This is a genomic window from Kitasatospora sp. NPDC059795 (assembly GCF_042732175.1).
Classification (GTDB): Bacteria; Actinomycetota; Actinomycetes; order Streptomycetales; family Streptomycetaceae; genus Kitasatospora.
Genome location: NZ_JBHWID010000001.1, coordinates 32,159 through 50,869 on the forward strand (window position 1 = coordinate 32,159; position 18,711 = coordinate 50,869).

Consider the following 18,711-nt stretch of genomic DNA (forward strand, 5'->3'; position numbering starts at 1 on the left):
CGGACGATGACGGCAGTGGCGGGCGCGGCGGCGGCCGTGGTGGCCCTGACGGCCGGCTGCGGCGGCTCCGGCCACTCCGCCGGCCCGGGCGCCGCAGGCACCCGGGCGGCCGCCACCACGACCGCCGCAAGCTCCGCGCCCGGCCCCGGCCCCGACAACGGCGCGGCGGCCCAACCGCCCGCCGAGATCCTGCAACGCTCCGCCCAGGCGCTCCGGGACGCCCGCTCGGTCCGGGCGGTCGGCACGGTCGCCGGCGGCGGAGCGCCGATCACCATGGACCTGCGCCTGGACCTCGACGGCAACTGCACCGGCACGCTCAGTGAGAGCGACGTCGGCGGCCTCCAGGTGGTCAAGGCCGGCCAGCAGCTGTGGATCAAACCCGACCAGGCGTTCTGGCAGAACCACGGCGGCTCCGCGATGGCGGACGCGGTCGGCGACCGGTACCTGAAGACCACCAGCGACGACCCCGACTTCGGCGAGGTCACCGGCCTGTGCGACCTCGGCTCGCTCGCCGACCAGCTCGCCGCCGCCGAGGACCTGACCAAGGGCGCCACCAGCACCGTCCAGGGCCGCCCGGCCGTCGCCCTCAGCCGCACCACCGACGGCGGCACCACCGTCACCCTGTACGTGGCCACCGACGGGCAGCCGGTGCCGCTGCGACTGGAACAGGAGGCGGGAACCGTCGACTTCAGCGACTTCGGCACCCCCGTGCCGTCCGCCACCCCCGGCCCGGACCAGAGCGTGGACATCGACCAGATCCAGCCCGAGGCCAGCCCGACCACGGTCTGAGCGCCCGGACGACGAAGGGCCCGGCCGCCTCCACGGCGACCGGGCCCTTCGCTGACGTCACGTCAGGAGGTGAACTCCTGCAGAGACTTCTGCGCCTGGTCGAGCAGCGCCTGACGGCCCGCCAGCTCGGCCTCCAGCTTGGCGGCCCTCGACGCGTTGCCGGTCGCGCGGGCCTTGTCCAGGTCGGACTGCAGCTTGTCGACGGCGGACTGCAGCAGCGCGGTCATGCCGGTGGCGCGGGCGCGGGCCTCCGGGTTGGAACGCTGCCACTCGGCCTCCTCGGCCTCGCGGACGGCGCGCTCCACCGTGCCCAGCCGACCGTCCAGCTTCGGACGGGCGTCGCGCGGCACGTGACCGATCGCCTCCCAGCGCTCCGAGACCTCGCGCAGCGCGGCCTTGGCGGCCCTCAGGTCGGTGATCGGCAGGATCGCCTCGGCCTCGACCAGCAGCTCCTCCTTGGCCTTCTGGTTCTCGGCCTGCTCGGCGTCACGCTCGGAGAACGTGGCGGACCGGGCCTGGAAGAAGACGTCCTGGGCGCTGCGGAAGCGGGCCCACAGCTCCTCCTCCGCCTCGCGCTGGGCGCGGCCGGCGGCCTTCCAGCGGGTCATCAGATCCCGGTAGGCGGCCGCGGTCGGGCCCCAGTCGGTGGAGTCGGCGAGCTGCTCGGCCTCGGCGACCAGCTTCTCCTTGACCGCGCGGGCGTGGTCGCGCTCCGAGTCCAGCGCCGCGAAGTGCGCCTTGCGGTGCTTCGAGAACACCGAGCGGGCGTGCGAGAAACGGTGCCACAGCTCGTCGTCGCTCTTGCGGTCCAGGCGCGGCAGCGCCTTCCAGCTGTCGACCAGGGCGCGCAGCCGGTCGCCGGCCTCCCGCCACTGGTTGGACTCGGCGAGCTGCTCGGCCTCGGCGACCAGCGCCTCCTTGGCGGCGCGGGTCTCCTCCTGGGCCTTGGCCCGGGCGGCCTTGCGCTCGGTCTGGCGGGTCTCGATCTCCCCGGCCAGCGTGTCCAGGCGCTTGGCCAGCGCGTCCAGGTCGCCGACCGCGTGCGCCTCGGTGACCTGCGCGCGCAGGTGCTCCAGCGCGGTCTGCGCCTCCTTGGCGGCCAGGTCGGTCTTGCGGACCCGGTGCTCCAGGAGCGCGGTCTCCGCCTCCAGGCCCTGGAACTTGCGCTCGAAGTAGGCGAGGGCCTCCTCGGGGGAGCCGGCCTGCCAGGAGCCGACCTGGCGTTCGCCGTCGGCCGTCCTCACGTAGACGTTCCCCTGCTCGTCGACACGGCCCCACGGATCGCTGCTCACAGCGCCTCCTCCACATGACACCGCGCCCACGGGCGTTGGCGTCGTCCACAGTTGATGTGCGGCGGACCGGTGAAGCCCGCCGTCCCGAGCCGTCGTTGTCGTGCCGAGGGTGACGGCCGACGGTCTGGGCACCCTATACAACAGCAACATAGGCGACCAGCGCCGGTGCTGTCCGCATCCGGCACTGGTCGATTTTCGCGGCGGGTCAGCCCTTGGCGGCGGTGATGCCCGCGACGTTGACCGGGGTGGCCGGGGCGCCGTCCGTCGTGCTGCCGGTCGCGCCGGGCGTCACGCCGGCGGCGGCGACCTTCTGCAGCACGTCCAGGCCGCCGGTGATCTTGCCGAACGGCGTGTAGTTGGGCGGCAGCTGGGTGTCCTTGTAGACCAGGAAGAACTGGCTGCCGTTGGTGTTCGGGCCGGCGTTGGCCATCGCCACGGTGCCCGCCGGGTAGGTCGCGCCGGTCAGGTTCTCGTCGGGGATCTCGTAGCCCGGGCCGCCGGAGCCGGTGCCCGTCGGGTCGCCGCACTGCAGCACGAAGATGCCCTCGGTGGTGAGGCGGTGGCACTTGGTGTTGTCCCAGAAGTGGTCACCGGCCAGGAACACGAAGGAGTTGACGGTGTGCGGGGCCTTCGCCGCGTCCAGCGTGAAGGTCACCTTGCCCGCCGAGGTGTCCATCGTCGCCGTGTACGGCGCCTTGGCGTCGATCGACATCGGCGGCTCGGCCGCGTACTTGCCGCTCTTCGACGGGGACGGGGTCGGCGCGGCGGCGGCCTTCTTGTCGTCCTTCTTGTCGTCCGAGAACGAGCAGCCGGTCGCCAACGCGCCGATGCCCGCCAGCGCCACCACGGCCGCGATCCCGCCGACCAGCGTGTTGCGCTTCCTGCGCTTCGCCGCCGCCTCGACGCGCGCGTCCATCTGGCGCTTGTACTTCTCGCGGGCGAGTTCCCGCCGACGCTGTTCGCTGCTGACCACCGGGTGTGTCTCCTACTGCGCTGTGGGACCTGGGGAGTTGTCGTTGTCGTGTGCGCATCCTCGCACCCGTCGGCGGCCAAGTGTAGGGACCCTGCGCGTCAGCTCGGGATCAACGCCACATGAGAAAGGCCTGAACGCGCGCGGGAACCGGTTCGCCCGCTGCCCCGTGCCGCCGGTAGGCTGCGGGGGAAAGAAGACCGCCACCGCATGAAACGAAGGACTCGCGTGTTCGTCGCCGGATTCCCTGCCGGAGCCTGGGGCACCAACTGCTACCTGGTCGCTCCCGCCGCCGGCGAGGAGTGCGTGATCGTCGACCCCGGGCACGAAGCGGCAAGCGGCGTCGAGGAGTTGATCCGCGAGCACCGCCTCAAGCCGGTCGCGGTCCTGCTCACCCACGGGCACATCGACCACGTCGCCTCGGTGGTCCCGGTCTGCGGCGCCACCGGCGTCCCGGCCTGGATCCACCCCGAGGACCGGTACATGATGGCCGACCCCGAGAAGGCCCTCGGCCGCTCCCTCGGCCAGCAGCTGATGGGCTCCCTCACCGTCGGAGAACCGGACGACGTCCGCGAGTTGACCGACGGCGCCGTGCTCGAACTGGCCGGCCTGCAGCTCACCGTCGACCATGCGCCCGGCCATACCAAGGGGTCGGTGACGTTCAGGACGCCCGCCGCAGCGGACATCCCTCCGGTGCTGTTCTCGGGCGACCTGCTGTTCGCCGGCTCCATCGGGCGTACCGACCTCCCGGGCGGAGACAGCGGAGCGATCATGCGCTCGCTGGCCCGGGTGTGCCTGCCCCTCGACGACGCGACCGTGGTGCTCTCCGGCCACGGCTCCCAGACCACCATCGGCCGAGAGCGCGCCACCAACCCCTACCTCCAGCAGGCAGCGGGGGCGGTCGGCGCCCCGGCCTTCCCGCGACGAGGAATGTGACGGAAGAGAAGTTGAGCACCTTCACCGCCCCCAAGGGCACCTACGACCTGCTGCCGCCCAGTTCGGCGACCTTCCTGGCGATCCGCGAGGCGATCGCCGCCCCCGCGCGCCGGGCCGGCTACGGCTACATCGAGACCCCGGTCTTCGAGGACGTGAAGCTCTTCTCCCGCGGCGTCGGCGAGTCCACCGACATCGTCACCAAGGAGATGTACAACCTGACCACCCGCGGCGGCGACGAGCTCGCGCTGCGCCCCGAGGGCACCGCCTCCGTGCTGCGCGCCGCCCTCCAGGCGAACCTGCACAAGCAGGGGAACCTGCCGGTCAAGCTCTGGTACTCGGGCAACTACTACCGCTACGAGCGGGCGCAGAAGGGCCGGTACCGCCAGTTCTCGCAGGTCGGCGCGGAGGCCATCGGCGCGGAGGACCCGGCGCTGGACGCCGAGCTGATCATCCTCGCCGACGACGCGTTCCGCTCGCTCGGGCTGTCGAACTACTCGCTGCTGCTCAACAGCCTCGGCGACAAGCAGTGCCGCCCGGTCTACCGCGCCGCGCTGATCGAGTTCCTGTCCGGTCTCGACCTGGACGAGGACACCCGCCGGCGCGCCGAGATCAACCCGCTGCGCGTGCTGGACGACAAGCGCGAGTCGGTGCAGGCCCAGCTCACCGACGCCCCCATGCTGCGGGACTTCCTCTGCGAGGACTGCAAGGCGTACGACGAGAAGGTCCGGGAACTGCTCACGTCGGCCGGGATCGCGTTCGTCGACGACCCGAAGCTGGTGCGCGGCCTCGACTACTACACCCGCACCACCTTCGAGTTCGTGCACAACGGCCTCGGCGCCCAGTCCGCGATCGGCGGCGGCGGCCGGTACGACGGCCTGTCCGAGATGATCGGCGGACCGGCCCTGCCCTCGGTCGGCTGGGCACTCGGCGTGGACCGCACCTTCCTGGCGCTGGAGGCGGAGGGCATCGCCCTCGACCTGCCCGCGACCACCGAGGTGTACGCCGTCGCACTGAGCGAAGAGGCGAAGAACATCCTGTTCTCCACCACGGTGGAGCTGCGCCGGGCCGGTGTGGCCACCGACCTCGCGTTCGGCGTCAAGGGCATCAAGAACGCCATGAAGTCGGCGGACCGATCCGGCGCCCGGTTCGCCGTGATCGCCGGCGACCGGGACCTCGCCGACGGCGTGGTCCAGCTCAAGGACATGACCACCGGCGAGCAGACCCCCGTCGCTCTCGACGCGCTCGTCACCACCCTGAAGGAGAAGCAGCTGTGATCCGCACGCACGACGCGGGCACGCTCCGACCGGAGCACGCCGGCACCACCGTCACCCTGGCCGGCTGGGTGGCCCGCCGCCGTGACCACGGCGGCGTGGCCTTCATCGACCTGCGCGACGCCTCCGGCACCGTGCAGGTCGTGGTCCGCGACCTGGAGTCGGTGCACGGGCTGCGCTCCGAGTACTGCGTGAAGGTGATCGGCGACGTCCGGGTCCGCCCCGAGGGCAACGAGAACCCGGACATCCCGACCGGCGCCGTCGAGGTCGTCGTCGAGTCCATCGAGGTGCTGTCCGAGGCCGCGCCGCTGCCGTTCCAGGTCGCGGAGTACGAGCCCGGTTCGGTCAACGAGGAGGTGCGGCTCCGCTACCGCTACCTCGACCTGCGCCGCGAGGGCCCGGCCCGCGCGCTGCGGCTGCGCTCGAAGGTCAACCACATCATCCGCACGGTGATGGAGGAGAACGACTACCTCGACATCGAGACGCCGTACCTGACCCGCTCCACCCCCGAGGGCGCCCGCGACTTCCTGGTCCCGGTCCGCCTCCAGCCCGGCCACTGGTACGCGCTGCCGCAGTCCCCGCAGCTGTTCAAGCAGCTGCTGATGGTCGCCGGCATGGAGCGCTACTACCAGATCGCCCGCTGCTTCCGCGACGAGGACTTCCGCGCCGACCGGCAGCCGGAGTTCACGCAGCTGGACATCGAGGCCTCGTTCGTCGACCAGGAGGACATCCTGGCGCTCGGCGAGAAGATCATCGCCGCGATCTGGCGCGAGGTGCACGGGTACGAGATCCCCAACCCGCTGCCGCGGATGACGTACGCGGACGCGATGTCCCGCTACGGCTCCGACAAGCCGGACGTCCGCTTCGGCCAGGAACTCACCGACCTCACCGAGTACTTCAAGGGCACCGAGTTCCGGGTCTTCCAGGCCCCGTACGTCGGCGCGGTCGTCATGCCCGGCGGCGCCTCGCAGCCCCGCAAGCAGCTCGACGCCTGGCAGGACTGGGCGAAGGCCCGCGGCGCCCGCGGCCTCGCGTACGTCCTGGTGGACGCCGAGACCGGCGAGCTGCGCGGCCCGGTCGCCAAGAACCTGTCCGAGGAGCACCTGGCCGGCCTGGCCGCCGCCGCCGGCGCCAAGCCCGGCGACGCGGTGTTCTTCGCGGCCGGAAAGAAGACCGCCTCGCAGGAGCTGCTCGGCGCGGCCCGCCTGGAGATCGGCCGCCGCTGCAAGCTGATCGACGAGTCCCAGTGGGCCTTCCTCTGGGTCGTGGACTTCCCGATGTTCGAGCCCATCGAGGACGACAAGGGCGAGTTCCAGGGCTGGCACGCGGTGCACCACCCGTTCACCGCGCCGACCGCCGAGTCGCTCGCCACCTTCGACACCGACCCGGGCAGCGCGCTCTCCAACGCGTACGACCTGGTGCTCAACGGCTCGGAGCTGGGCGGCGGTTCGATCCGTATCCACCAGCGCGACGTGCAGAAGCGGGCGTTCGACGCGATCGGCCTCTCCGAGGAGGAGGCGGCCTCGCAGTTCGGCTTCCTGCTGGACGCCTTCAACTACGGCCCGCCGCCGCACGGCGGCATCGCGCTCGGCCTGGACCGCGTGGTCACCCTGCTCGGCGGCTACGACACCATCCGGGACGTCATCGCCTTCCCGAAGACGTCCACCGGTGGCGACCCGCTGACCGGCGCCCCCACCCCGATCACCCCGGCCCAGCGCCGGGAGGCCGGCGTGGACGCCAAGCCGAAGTCCAAGGACGCGGCGAAGGCGGAGGACGCGGCCAAGGCGGAGGCCGAGACCACCGCCTGACAACCCGTCAGTAACTGACGGTAGATCACGATTCGTTCCGGCCCCGGTCGGTGCGCGCCTACCAGGAGTAGGCTCGCACCGCCCGGGGCCGGATCGCTGCACAACGGGGTGCAGGGCGCAAGAAGGGTCAAGGATGACCGTACGAACCAGAGTCGAACTCCCCACCGACACCGCCGAGACCCGGCGCGTCCACATGGCGGCCTTCCCAGGCCCCGAAGAGGCGGACCTGGTGGACGCGCTGCGCCGCGACCCCGCCTTCCTGCCGGAACTCTCCGTGGTCGCCGTCGACGACCGCGAGGTCGTCATCGGCCACGCCCTGCTCACCCGGCTGCGGATCGGCAACGGCAAGGGGCTCGCCCTCGCACCCGTCGCGGTCGCCCCCGAATGGCAGCGCAAGGGCGTCGGCACCGTCGTGGTGCGCGCGGCGCTGACCGCCGCCGCGGAGGCCGGCGAGCGCGTCGTGGTGGTCCTCGGCGACCCCGGCTACTACGGCCGGTTCGGCTTCGCGCCCGCCTCCGGGCACCGCATCACCGGCCCGTTCGACGTCCCCGACACGTACTTCCAGGCGCTCCCGCTGCCCGGCGCGGACGGCGTCCCGCACGGCGTGTGCCGCTACCCCGCGCCGTTCACCGAACTCTGACGCCGGACAGGCCGTCGTGGCCGCCGGCCGACCTGCGGGGACCACCGGCGGCCACTAGCCTGAGTGATCATCATCTGTACGGTGATCGGAAGGTGTGCGAAGTGGCGGACCCCAAGCGCGGCAAGAAGGGCGGCGGCGCCAAGCGCGTCCAGCGCATGCCCAAGCGGATCTACGAACCCGAACTGCTCCGGCTCCAGCAGGAGCTGGTCAAGATGCAGGAATGGGTGCGCGTCGAGGGCGTCCGGATGGTCGTGATCTTCGAAGGCCGGGACGCCGCCGGCAAGGGCGGGGTGATCAAGCGCGTCACCGAGTACCTGAACCCGCGCACCGCGAGGATCGCGGCGCTCCCCGCCCCGACCGAACGCCAGCGCGGGCAGTGGTACTTCCAGCGCTACGTCGAGCAGCTCCCGGCGGCGGGGGAGATGGTCCTCTTCGACCGCTCCTGGTACAACCGGGCGGGCGTGGAGAAGGTGATGGGCTTCTGCACGGACGAGGAGTACTGGCAGTTCCTGCACCAGTGCCCCACGTTCGAGCGGATGCTCATCGAGGCGGGGATCCTGCTGCGGAAGTACTGGTTCTCGGTCAGCGACGTCGAACAGGAACGGCGCTTCCGGGACCGGCTGGACGATCCGATGCGGCAGTGGAAGCTCTCGTCGATGGACGTCGAGTCGATCACCCGGTGGGAGGACTACTCGCGGGCGAAGGACGAGATGTTCGTCTACACCGACATCCCGGAATCGCCGTGGAACGTGGTCGACAGCGACGACAAGCGGCGGGCCCGGCTCAACATGATCGCGCACCTGCTCTCGACCGTCCCGTACCACGAGGTGGTCCGACCGGCGATCACGCTGCCGCCGCGGCCGGAGCCGCGGGGGTACCAGCGGCCGCCGCGGGACCTCCAGAAGTACGTGTTCGACCACGCGGCGACGCTGCTCGCGACGTAGCGAACCGGCGGCCGCTGTCTTCGCGCCCGTTTCGCATAGGGTTGCGTTCCGTGGACGAGCCCGACCTTTTCACGCATGCAGCCGAGGAACGCCAGAGCACCGAGCCGGGGCGCGCCCCGCTCGCGGTGCGGATGCGGCCGCGGACCCTGGACGAAGTGGCCGGGCAGCAGCAGCTGTTGAAGGACGGGTCGCCGCTGCGCAGGCTGGTCGCGGGGGCGAAGGGGCCGGCCGCGACGAGCTCGGTGATCCTGTGGGGGCCGCCGGGGACGGGGAAGACCACGCTGGCGCATGTGATCAGCCGGGCGGTGGAGGGGCGGTTCGTCGAACTCTCGGCGATCAGCCACGGCGTGAAGGAAGTCCGCGCGGTGATCGACGGCGCCCGGCGGGCGGTCGGGATGACCGGGCGGGAGACGGTGCTGTTTCTGGACGAGATCCACCGGTTCTCGAAGGCGCAGCAGGACTCGCTGCTGCCCGCCGTGGAGAACCGCTGGGTGACGCTGATCGCGGCGACCACCGAGAACCCGTACTTCTCGATCATCTCGCCGCTGCTGTCGCGTTCGCTGCTGCTGACGCTGGAGTCGCTGACCGACGAGGACATCCGGACGCTGCTGCGCCGGGCGACCGTCGACGAGCGGGGGCTCGGCGGGAGCGTGGAGCTGGGCGAGGAGGCCGAGGACCACCTGGTGCGGATGGCCGGGGGCGACGCCCGGCGGGCGCTGACCATGCTGGAGGCGGCGGCGGGGGCGGCGCTGGAGCAGGGCGAGCGCGTGCTGACGCTCGCGGCGACCGAGACGGCGGTGAACCAGGCGGCGGTGCGGTACGACCGGGACGGCGACCAGCACTACGACGTGGCGAGCGCGCTGATCAAGTCGATCCGGGGCAGTGACGTGGACGCCACGCTGCACTACCTGGCGCGGATGATCGAGGCGGGGGAGGACCCGCGGTTCATCGCCCGGCGGCTGATGATCTCGGCCAGCGAGGACATCGGCCTGGCCGACCCGACGGCGCTGTCGACGGCGGTGGCGGCGGCGCAGGCGGTCGCGCTGATCGGGTTCCCGGAGGCGCGGATCATCCTGTCGCAGGCGGCGATCGCGCTGGCGCTGGCGCCGAAGTCGAACGCCGCGTACCTGGCGATCGACGCCGCGCTGGCGGACGTCCGGCAGGGGCTGGCGGGCGCGGTGCCGGCGCACCTGCGGGACGCGCACTACGGCGGGGCGAAGAAGCTCGGCCACGGGAAGGGCTACCAGTACCCGCACGACCTGCCGGAGGGCATCGCCGCGCAGCAGTACGCGCCGGACGCGGTGCACGGCAAGGAGTACTACCGGCCGACCAGGCGCGGGGGCGAGGCCCGGTACGCGGAGATCGCGGAGTGGACCAGGGCCCGGCTCAAGGGCGAATGAACTGCCTGTAGACTGTCCGCAGTGTGTCCCGGGTCCGGGGTTCCGCGAGGAACGACCGGCCGCACCAGCGGGGCAACCAACGGAGGCCTCCCGCAAGGGAGTTCTCCAGGAGCGGCGCGCACCGGCCTTCGGTGTCGCGGGCAGCCCACCACCTTTGCGGGTCGGCGGGCCTCTCGTGTGCAAGCACATAGTGCCCGGTCGCGGAGAGCGGCTGACCATCCGGCGACGGACGGTTTTTCTCCGGACCGCGAGAAGCGTCCTCCGTCAACACCTGGTGAAAGCCGTATCTGAACAGGAAAAGGAAACATGGCGAACCAGAAGCGCCCCAAGGTCAAGATCGCCCGTGCTCTCGGCGTTCCGCTGACCCCGAAGTCCGTCAAGTACTTCGAGGCCCGCCCGTACCCGCCCGGCCAGCACGGCCGTGGCCGCAAGCAGAACTCTGACTACAAGGTCCGTCTGACCGAGAAGCAGCGTCTGCGCGCGCAGTACGACCTCAGCGAGAAGCAGATGGCGCGTGCCTTCGAGGCCGCCAAGAAGGTCGAGGGCAAGACCGGTGAGGCGCTCGTCGCCCTGCTGGAGGTCCGCCTCGACGCCCTGGTCCTGCGTTCGGGCATCGCCCGCACCATCTACCAGGCCCGCCAGATGGTCGTGCACGGTCACATCGAGGTCAACGGCTCGAAGGTCAACAAGCCGTCGTTCCAGATGAAGCCGGGCTACGTCGTCACGGTGAAGGAAAAGTCCAAGGAGAAGGTCCCCTTCCAGGTGGCTCGCGAGGGTGGCAACGCCGGCGAGGGCCAGACCCCGAAGTACCTCGAGGTCAACCTGAAGGCCCTGGCCTTCCGTCTGGACCGCGCGCCGCAGCGCCGCGAGGTTCCGGTCGTCTGCGACGAGCAGCTGGTCGTCGAGTACTACTCGCGCTGACCCGCGAGCGGAACGCCCCCTCGGTCCTCGGACCGCGGGGGCGTTTCCCGTTTTCCGGGCCGGTTTCGGGCGCCCGCGGTCGGTTCAGGAGCCGAGGGCGCGGTGGACGGCGGTGTCCAGGTCGAGCCGGGCGCCGAGGCGGAAGGCTTCGTCGTACTGGTGGTCGGTGAGGGCTGCGCGGGTGCGGCGGGTGCAGGTGTGGTGGGGGCCGTGCAGGGTGCGGGAGCCGGTGAAGGGGGTGCCGGCGGCCGTCCGGAGGCGGTGGGCGGCGCCCTGGAGGACGCGGGCCTCGTACGGGTCGGGGTCGGGGTCCTCGGTGGCGAGCAGGGCGAGCAGGTCCATGGCGAGGGCGATGCCGAGCGGGTCGCGCAGCGGGTGGGTGAGGCGGAGCGACTCGCGGGCGAGGCCGCGGGCGGCGAGGGGTTCGCCGGACCGGTGGCAGACCCGGGCCATCGCGTACAGGCAGTAGCCGTGGGCCCACTGCTCGCCGTGCTGTTCGCAGTGTTCGCGGGCGCGTTGGGCCCAGGCGGCGCTGTTCGGCCGGTCGTCGAGGACGAGGTGGGCGAGGGCGAGGTCGGCCATGGCGAGCAGGACGTGGGAGTCGAGGTCGCCGAGGGCGGTGTAGTGCCGCAGGGCCTGTTCGAGGAGGGCGGCGGCGCCGGCCGGGTCGTCGCCGATCAGGGCGGCGCAGCCCTGGCGGTGGACGGCGTGGGCGAGGGCCCGCCGGTCGCCGGTGGCGAGGGCCTGGCGGTGGGACTCGGCGAGGGCGGTGCGGGCCCGGGCCGGGTCGCCCTGGAGGGTGGCGAGGTGGCCGGTGACCCAGAGGGCCTTGGCGCGGGCGTCGGTGGGTTCGGGGGCGAGGGCGAGGGCGCGGTCCAGCCAGCGGCGGCCCTCGCGGAGGCGGCCGGCGCCGGCCCAGAAGTACCAGAGGGTGCCGGCCAGGGTGAGGGCGAGCTGCTGTTCGCCGGGTTCGGTGAGCGAGAACTCCAGGGCGGCGCGCAGGTCGGGGTGGGCGAGCCGGGTGCGTTCGGCGGTCTCGGCCTGCCCGGGGCCGAACCATTCGACCTCGCCCCAGGCGGCGACGGACAGGTACCAGTCGCGGTGGCGGCGCAGCAGCCGGCGGTGGTCGTGGCCGGCCCGCAGCCAGTGGGCGCCGTAGTCGCGCAGGGTGTCGAGCATCCGGAACCGGGCGGGTTCGCCGTCGAGGCGTGCCAGGACGGACTTGTCGACCAGCGAGTCGAGGAGTTCGAGGACGTCGTCGAGGTCCAGGCCCTCGCCGCCGCACACGTACTCGGCGGCGTCCAGGTCGAAGCCGCCGGCGAAGACCGACAGGCGCGACCAGAGTAAACGTTCCTGCATGGTGCAGAGTTCGTGGCTCCAGCCGATCGCGGTGCGCATCGTCCGGTGCCGGGCGGGGGAGGTCCGGCCGCCGCCGGTGAGCAGCCGGAAGCGGTCGTCGAGGCGGGCCAGCAGCTGTTCGACGGAGAGTGCGCGCAGGCGGCCGGCGGCCAGTTCCAGGGCCAGCGGGAGACCGTCCAGGCGGCGGCAGAGCAGGGACACCTCGGCGCGGTCGGCGCCGTCCAGGCGGAAGCCCGGACGGACGGCGGCGGCGCGGTCGGCGAACAGCAGCATCGCGTCCGAGTCGGCCCGGCCCTCCGGCGGGTCGACCGGCAGCGGGGCCAGCGGCAGCAGGTGCTCGCCGGCCGCGCGCAGCGACTGCCGGGAGGTGGCCAGCACCCGCAGGCCGGGCGCGGCGCGCAGCAGGGCGTCGACCAGTTCGGCGCAGGCGTCGACCAGGTGCTCGCAGCCGTCCAGCACCAGCAGCAGGCGGCGGCCGGCGAGCCGTCCGGCCAGCGTCGGCCGGGCGGCGTCGTCGGCGGGTCCCAGCGCGGCCAGGACGGCGGGGCCGAGGGCCGCGGCGTCCCGGACCGGGCCGAGTTCGGCGAGGTGGACGCCGTCGGGGAAGCCGACGGCCAGCCGGGAGGCGGCCCGCAGCGCCAGCCGGGACTTGCCGACCCCGCCCGGGCCGGTCACGGTGACCAGCCGGGAGCGGCCCAACAGCTCGGCCAGGGCGTCGAGTTCGGCGGACCGGCCGACGAAGCCGGTGACCTCGGCGGGCAGTCGGCCCGGCCCGCGAGACGCTGCCGCCATGCTGTCCAAGAGACGCCCCCGTCGCTGTGAACCCGTTCCTCCGGTGGGCCCGCGCCCAGCGAGCCAACTCCCCAACGAGGTGACCGGACGGTAGGTTACGCGCCGTGTTCGCACATCCGACCGGTTCCCGGGGTCGAGCGGCGGGCGACATATCCGGTCGGGGAGCGACCGGCAGTCACGGTAGGGTTCACTACCGAGGTTTTCGATACGGGAAACTCACAGGCGAGGGAGCGCGCGAAGGTGTCCGTGGGAGAGCTGGCCGGGCTGCTGGTCGCCGTCTTCTGGGCGGTCCTGGTCACCCTGCTCGCCGTGGTCCTGGTCCGGCTGTCGAAGGTGCTGCGGGAGGCCACCGTCCTGGTCGCCGCCGTCACCGAACAGGCCGTGCCGCTGCTGCAGGACGCGAACGCCGCCGTCCGCAGCGCGCACGAGCAGCTGGAGCGGGTCGACGAGATCACCGCCAACGTGCAGGACGCCGCGGCCGACGCCAAGGCGCTGTCCTCCACGGTGGCCGCCACCGTCGGCGGGCCGCTGGTGAAGCTGGCCGCGTTCAGCTACGGCGTGCGCCGGGCCGTGAACCGGCAGCAGACGGGCCTCGCGGTGCCGCCGCAGGGCGGCGAGCGCGAGGAGCTGGCCCGGCTGATCCGGGCCGAGGTGCGTGCGGCGACCGCGCCGCGCGGCGGTCTGCTGTCCCGGGTCCGCCGGGCCGTGAGGGGCTGACCGCGATGGTGCGCAGGATCTTCTGGATGGCGGTCGGCGCAGGCGCGACCGTGTGGGCCATGAACAAGGCCAACGAGGCGGTGCACCGCCTCACGCCCGACTCGCTGTCCGGCACCGCCGCCCGCGGCGCCCTCCAACTCGGCGACGCCGCCCGGCAGTTCGCCCGCGACGTGAAGTCCGGCATGGCCGAGCGCGAGCAGCAGCTGCGCGCCGACCTCGGCCTGGACGGCACCGCGGTCGTCGAACCGCCCCGCCGCCGCACGCTCAGCGGCGCGGCCGGCTCCGGCGGGGACCGAGCTATCTCGGCGGCCCCGGGCTCCCCGGCCGCCGCCCTGCCCACGTCTCGCGGCACGCGCCGCACCACCCCCCAGACCATCGTTGCCAAGACCCGTCAGCGCGAGCTGCCGGGCAGCACGACCGATCGGAAGGACCCCCACTGATGGAGTCGGCAGAGATCCGCCGCCGCTGGCTGCGCTTCTTCGAGGAGCGCGGCCACACCGTCGTACCGTCGGCCTCGCTGGTCGCCGACGACCCCACCCTGCTGCTCGTCAACGCCGGCATGGTGCCCTTCAAGCCGTACTTCCTCGGCGAGGTCAAGCCGCAGTTCTCGCGCGCCACCAGCGTGCAGAAGTGCGTCCGCACCCTGGACATCGAAGAGGTCGGGAAGACCACCCGGCACGGCTCGTTCTTCCAGATGTGCGGCAACTTCTCGTTCGGCGACTACTTCAAGGAAGGCGCCATCACGTTCGCCTGGGAGCTGCTCACCGGCTCCGTCGCGGACGGCGGCTACGGCCTGGAGCCCGAGAAGCTCTGGATCACCGTCTACCAGGACGACGACGAGGCCGAGAAGATCTGGCGGGACGTCATCGGCGTGCCGTCCGAGCGGATCCAGCGCCTGGGCATGAAGGACAACTTCTGGTCCATGGGCGTCCCCGGCCCGTGCGGCCCGTGCTCGGAGATCAACTACGACCGCGGCCCCGCGTACGGCGAGGAGGGCGGCCCGGCGGTCAACGGCGAGCGCTACCTGGAGATCTGGAACCTGGTCTTCATGCAGTACGAGCGCGGCCACGGCGACGGCAAGGACGGGTTCGAGATCCTCGGCGACCTGCCGAGCAAGAACATCGACACCGGCCTCGGCCTGGAGCGCCTCGCCGCCGTCCTGCAGGACGTCGACAACCTCTTCGAGATCGACACCAGCCGGATGATCCTCGACCGCGCCGCCGAGCTCACCGGCCACACCTACGGCGCCGACCACAAGGCGGACGTCTCGCTGCGCGTGGTCACCGACCACTTCCGCACCGCGCTGATGCTGGTCGGCGACGGCGTCACCCCCGGCAACGAGGGCCGCGGCTACGTGCTGCGCCGCATCCTGCGCCGCGCGATCCGCAACATGCGCCTGCTGGGCGCGACCGGGCCGGTCGCCAAGGACCTGATCGACATCTCGATCAAGGCGATGGCCCCGCAGTACCCGGAGCTGGAGAACGACCGCAAGCGCATCGAGACGGTCGTGGTCGCCGAGGAGAACGCCTTCCTGCAGACCCTGCGCTCCGGCACCAACCTGCTGGACGCCGCGGTCACCGAGACCAAGGCCGGCGGCAGCGTGGTGCTCTCCGGCGAGCAGGCGTTCAAGCTGCACGACACCTACGGCTTCCCGATCGACCTCACCCTGGAGATGGCCGAGGAGCAGGGCCTCCAGGTCGACGAGGCCGGCTTCCGCCGCCTGATGCAGGAGCAGCGCGACCGCGCCAAGGCCGACGCCAAGGCGAAGAAGATGGGCCACGCCGACGTCGCCGCGTACCGCGAGGTCGCCGACAGCGCCGGCGCCTCCGTCTTCACCGGCTACACCCTCACCGAGGGCGAGGCCACCGTGGTCGGTCTGCTGGTGGACGGCGTCCCGTCGCCGGCCGCCGGCGAGGGCGACGAGGTCGAGCTGATCCTCGACCGCACCCCGTTCTACGCCGAGGGCGGCGGCCAGCTCGCCGACCACGGCCGGATTCGCCTGGACTCCGGCGCGGTCGTCGAGATCCGCGACGTGCAGCAGCCGGTGCCGGGCGTCATCGTGCACTCCGGCGGGGTGCTGTTCGGCGAGGTCGTGCTCGGCGCCGCCGCGTACGCCACCATCGACACCGAGCGCCGCCGGGCCATCGCCCGCGCCCACTCGGCGACCCACCTGACCCACCAGGCGCTGCGCGACGCGCTCGGCCCGACGGCCGCCCAGGCCGGCTCGGAGAACGCGCCGGGCCGCTTCCGCTTCGACTTCGGCTCGCCCGCCGCCGTGCCCGGCAGCGTGCTGGTCGACGTCGAGCAGAAGATCAACGACGTGCTGACCCGCGAACTCGACGTCACCGCCGAGGTCATGACGATGGACCAGGCCCGCAAGCAGGGCGCCATCGCGATGTTCGGCGAGAAGTACGGCGACGCCGTCCGCGTGGTCACCATCGGCGACTTCTCCAAGGAGCTGTGCGGCGGCACGCACGTCGCCAACACCGCCCAGCTGGGCCTGGTGAAGCTGCTCGGCGAGTCCTCGATCGGCTCCGGCGTGCGCCGTGTGGAGGCGCTGGTCGGCGCCGACGCGTACAAGTTCCTGGCGCGCGAGCACACCGTGGTCGCCCAGCTCACCGAGCTGGTCAAGGGCCGTCCGGAGGAGCTGCCGGAGAAGATCTCCGGCATGCTCGCCAAGCTCAAGGACGCCGAGAAGGAGATCGAGAAGTTCCGCGCCGAGAAGGTGCTGCAGGCCGCCGCGGGCCTCGCCGAGGGCGCGGAGGACGTCCGGGGCGTGGCCCTGGTCGCCGCCCGGGTCGGCGACGGCACCGGTGCGGACGAGCTGCGCAAGCTGGTGCTGGACATCCGCGCCCGGCTCGGCAACCGCCCGTCCGTGGTCGCCGCGTTCACCGTCGCGAACGATCGCCCGCTGACCGTCATCGCCACCAGCGAGGACGCCCGGGCCCGCGGCATCAAGGCCGGCGAACTGGTCCGCGCCGCGGCGAAGACGCTCGGCGGCGGCGGTGGCGGCAAGGACGACGTGGCGCAGGGCGGCGGCAGCAACCCGGCCGCGGTCGGCGAGGCGATCGAGGCCGTTCGGGCACTGGTGGCCGAGCGCGCGTGAGTGAGGGCTTCGTCGAAGAGAAGGTCTTCCGGCGGGGCCGGCGGATCGCCGTCGATGTGGGCGACGCCCGGATCGGGGTCGCGGTCTGCGACCCCGACGGGCTGATCGCCACGCCCGTGGAGACCGTCCCCGCCGGGGGCCGCTCGCAGGCCCGGCTCAAGGCGATCGTCGAGGAGTACGACGCGATCGAGGTCGTGGTCGGACTGCCGCGCTCGCTGAACGGCAAGGAAGGCCCGGCCGCCGCCAAGGTCCGCGCCTACGCGGGCCGACTGGCCATGCTGGTCTACCCGGTCGGCGTGCGGCTGGTCGACGAGCGGATGACCACCGTCACCGCCGCCGCCGGGCTGCGCGCCTCCGGCCGGTCCTCCAAGAAGGGCCGCTCGGTGATCGACCAGGCCGCGGCCGTGGTCATCCTCCAGGCCGCGCTTGAGACCGAACGGTGCACCGCCCCCCCCCCGGGTCAGTGTGCCGACCGGGGGCCCTCCCCGGCCGTTTCTCGTTCCCCTAGGGGGCCCCGTGCGCCCGCGCCACCCCACGGGCCCCGATCGCATGCCCGCCGCCGGAGGCCCGCCGTGACCGACCCGTACACCGCGCCCGGACTGACCCCCGGCCACCTCGGCGCCCCCGTGCTCGAACCCGAGGCCGCCCCGCCCGGCCTGCCGTACGGCGTCGAACCGCCCGACCCGGGACGGCTGCGCACCGGCGCCGCCTGCTGCCTCAGCGTGGCCGGCCTGTTCGGCGTGCTGGCGGCCGCCGCGGTCGCGCTGTTCCTGGTCTGGCCCGAGGGCAAGAAGCCCGCCCCCGACTTCGTCGGCGTCGGCACCGGTCGGGTGCAGGTGTCGGTCGCCCAGGGCGCCAGCATCACCCAGATCGGCCGGACGCTGACCGCCAAGCACGTCGTCGCCTCCGTCCGGGCGTTCACCGAGGCTGCGGCCAAGAGCCCGGCCGGCGACCGGATCCACCCCGGCACCTACACCCTCAAGGAGAAGATGCCGGCGGTCGCCGCCCTCAACATGCTGCTCGACCCGTCCAACGCCAACGCCCTGACCATCCCCGAGGGCTGGCGCACCACCCAGGTCTACACCGCCATCGACACCCGGCTCGGCCTGGCCGCCGGCACCACCAAGGGCATCGCCGAACAGCACCTCGCCGACCTCGGCCTCCCCGCCTCCGCGGACGGCCACCCGGAGGGCTACCTGTTCCCCGCGACCTACCCCGTCACCGGCGACAGCACCCCGCTCACCCTGCTCCAGGAGATGGTGAAAGAGGCCGACACCCAGCTCGACGGCGACGCCGTCAAGGACGCCGCCGCCAACAACAACATCTCCCCGTACGGGCTGCTCGCCGTCGCCAGCCTCGCCCAGGCCGAGGCCGACAACCCCGAGGACATGGCCAAGGTCGCGCGCGTCGTCTACAACCGGCTCGCGAAGAACATGCCGCTGCAACTCGACTCCACCATCAACTACGCGCTCGGCCGCTCCACCCTCACCACCACCGTGGACGACACCAGGCTCGACTCCCCGTTCAACACCTACGCCCACCCCGGCCTGCCGCCCACCCCCATCGGCAACCCCGGCCGGGACGCGCTGCGTGCCGCGATCCACCCCGCCGACGGTGACTGGCTGTACTTCGTGACCGTCCAACCCGGCGACACCCGGTTCACCGACAGCTCCGACCAACAGCGAAAGAACGTCGACGAGTTCAACGCACATCGCGCACAGAACCCGTCGCCGACCCCCTCCGACCCGTCACCTGTCGTTCCCTGA

General features: G+C 72.5%; 15 protein-coding genes. 12 read left to right on the forward strand and 3 right to left on the reverse strand.

Annotated elements, in window-relative coordinates:
• Window positions 1-6 precede the first annotated feature (6 nt).
• Entirely contained in the window at window positions 7-789 is a 783-nt protein-coding gene (locus ACFV4P_RS00195; protein ID WP_380465653.1) for a hypothetical protein, read from the forward strand.
• A gap of 62 nt (window positions 790-851) precedes the next feature.
• Here the strand turns inward: ACFV4P_RS00195 and ACFV4P_RS00200 are convergent, their stop codons facing one another.
• Both ACFV4P_RS00200 and ACFV4P_RS00205 read right to left on the reverse strand, forming a co-directional pair.
• Window positions 852-2,081, reverse strand: coding sequence for a DUF349 domain-containing protein (locus ACFV4P_RS00200; RefSeq protein ID WP_380465655.1), 1,230 nt, complete (start codon window positions 2,079-2,081; stop codon window positions 852-854).
• A gap of 205 nt (window positions 2,082-2,286) precedes the next feature.
• Entirely contained in the window at window positions 2,287-3,054 is a 768-nt protein-coding gene (locus ACFV4P_RS00205) for a peptidylprolyl isomerase (RefSeq protein ID WP_380465657.1), read from the reverse strand.
• A gap of 225 nt (window positions 3,055-3,279) precedes the next feature.
• Here ACFV4P_RS00205 and ACFV4P_RS00210 point away from each other — a divergent pair, with 225 nt between their 5' ends.
• From ACFV4P_RS00210 to rpsD, 7 genes are all read left to right on the forward strand, one after another.
• A complete protein-coding gene (locus ACFV4P_RS00210) occupies window positions 3,280-3,987 on the forward strand; it encodes an MBL fold metallo-hydrolase (RefSeq protein ID WP_380465659.1) in 708 nt (235 codons plus the stop codon).
• An 11-nt stretch (window positions 3,988-3,998) separates the two neighbouring features.
• Complete coding sequence (gene hisS, locus ACFV4P_RS00215) at window positions 3,999-5,261, forward strand: histidine--tRNA ligase (protein WP_380465661.1); 1,263 nt, start codon at window positions 3,999-4,001, stop codon at window positions 5,259-5,261.
• Window positions 5,258-7,066 (forward strand): aspartate--tRNA ligase, encoded by a 1,809-nt coding sequence (gene aspS / locus ACFV4P_RS00220; RefSeq protein ID WP_380465663.1) that lies wholly within the window; start codon window positions 5,258-5,260, stop codon window positions 7,064-7,066. The genes hisS and aspS overlap by 4 nt, the downstream gene beginning before the upstream one ends.
• Window positions 7,067-7,199: 133 nt before the next feature.
• Complete coding sequence (locus tag ACFV4P_RS00225; RefSeq protein ID WP_380465665.1) at window positions 7,200-7,706, forward strand: GNAT family N-acetyltransferase; 507 nt, start codon at window positions 7,200-7,202, stop codon at window positions 7,704-7,706.
• A gap of 155 nt (window positions 7,707-7,861) precedes the next feature.
• A complete protein-coding gene (gene ppk2 / locus ACFV4P_RS00230; RefSeq protein ID WP_380467093.1) occupies window positions 7,862-8,650 on the forward strand; it encodes a polyphosphate kinase 2 in 789 nt (262 codons plus the stop codon).
• 50 nt (window positions 8,651-8,700) lie between these two features.
• Window positions 8,701-10,050 carry a replication-associated recombination protein A gene (locus ACFV4P_RS00235; RefSeq protein WP_380465667.1) on the forward strand — a complete coding sequence of 450 codons (1,350 nt, stop codon included), beginning with the start codon at window positions 8,701-8,703 and terminating at the stop codon, window positions 10,048-10,050.
• Between the two features lie 306 nt (window positions 10,051-10,356).
• Complete coding sequence (gene rpsD / locus ACFV4P_RS00240; RefSeq protein WP_035860039.1) at window positions 10,357-10,971, forward strand: 30S ribosomal protein S4; 615 nt, start codon at window positions 10,357-10,359, stop codon at window positions 10,969-10,971.
• Window positions 10,972-11,055: 84 nt separating this feature from the next.
• Here rpsD and ACFV4P_RS00245 read toward each other — a convergent pair whose 3' ends face one another.
• Window positions 11,056-13,122 carry an ATP-binding protein gene (locus ACFV4P_RS00245; RefSeq protein WP_380465670.1) on the reverse strand — a complete coding sequence of 689 codons (2,067 nt, stop codon included), beginning with the start codon at window positions 13,120-13,122 and terminating at the stop codon, window positions 11,056-11,058.
• A 240-nt stretch (window positions 13,123-13,362) separates the two neighbouring features.
• On the opposite strand from ACFV4P_RS00245, the gene ACFV4P_RS00250 reads away from it, so the two are divergent.
• Genes ACFV4P_RS00250 through mltG form a run of 4 tightly spaced genes read left to right on the forward strand, consistent with a single transcriptional unit; the run spans window position 13,363 to window position 18,711 of the window.
• Entirely contained in the window at window positions 13,363-13,839 is a 477-nt protein-coding gene (locus ACFV4P_RS00250) for a DUF948 domain-containing protein (RefSeq protein WP_073816974.1), read from the forward strand.
• 5 nt (window positions 13,840-13,844) lie between these two features.
• The gene (locus tag ACFV4P_RS00255) at window positions 13,845-14,279 is read left to right on the forward strand and encodes a DUF6167 family protein (RefSeq protein ID WP_380465672.1); all 435 of its coding nucleotides are present in this window, start codon (window positions 13,845-13,847) and stop codon (window positions 14,277-14,279) included.
• Window positions 14,279-16,945 (forward strand): alanine--tRNA ligase, encoded by a 2,667-nt coding sequence (gene alaS, locus ACFV4P_RS00260; RefSeq protein ID WP_380465674.1) that lies wholly within the window; start codon window positions 14,279-14,281, stop codon window positions 16,943-16,945. The genes ACFV4P_RS00255 and alaS overlap by 1 nt, the downstream gene beginning before the upstream one ends.
• The gene (gene mltG, locus ACFV4P_RS00265; protein WP_380465676.1) at window positions 16,942-18,711 is read left to right on the forward strand and encodes an endolytic transglycosylase MltG; all 1,770 of its coding nucleotides are present in this window, start codon (window positions 16,942-16,944) and stop codon (window positions 18,709-18,711) included. The genes alaS and mltG overlap by 4 nt, the downstream gene beginning before the upstream one ends.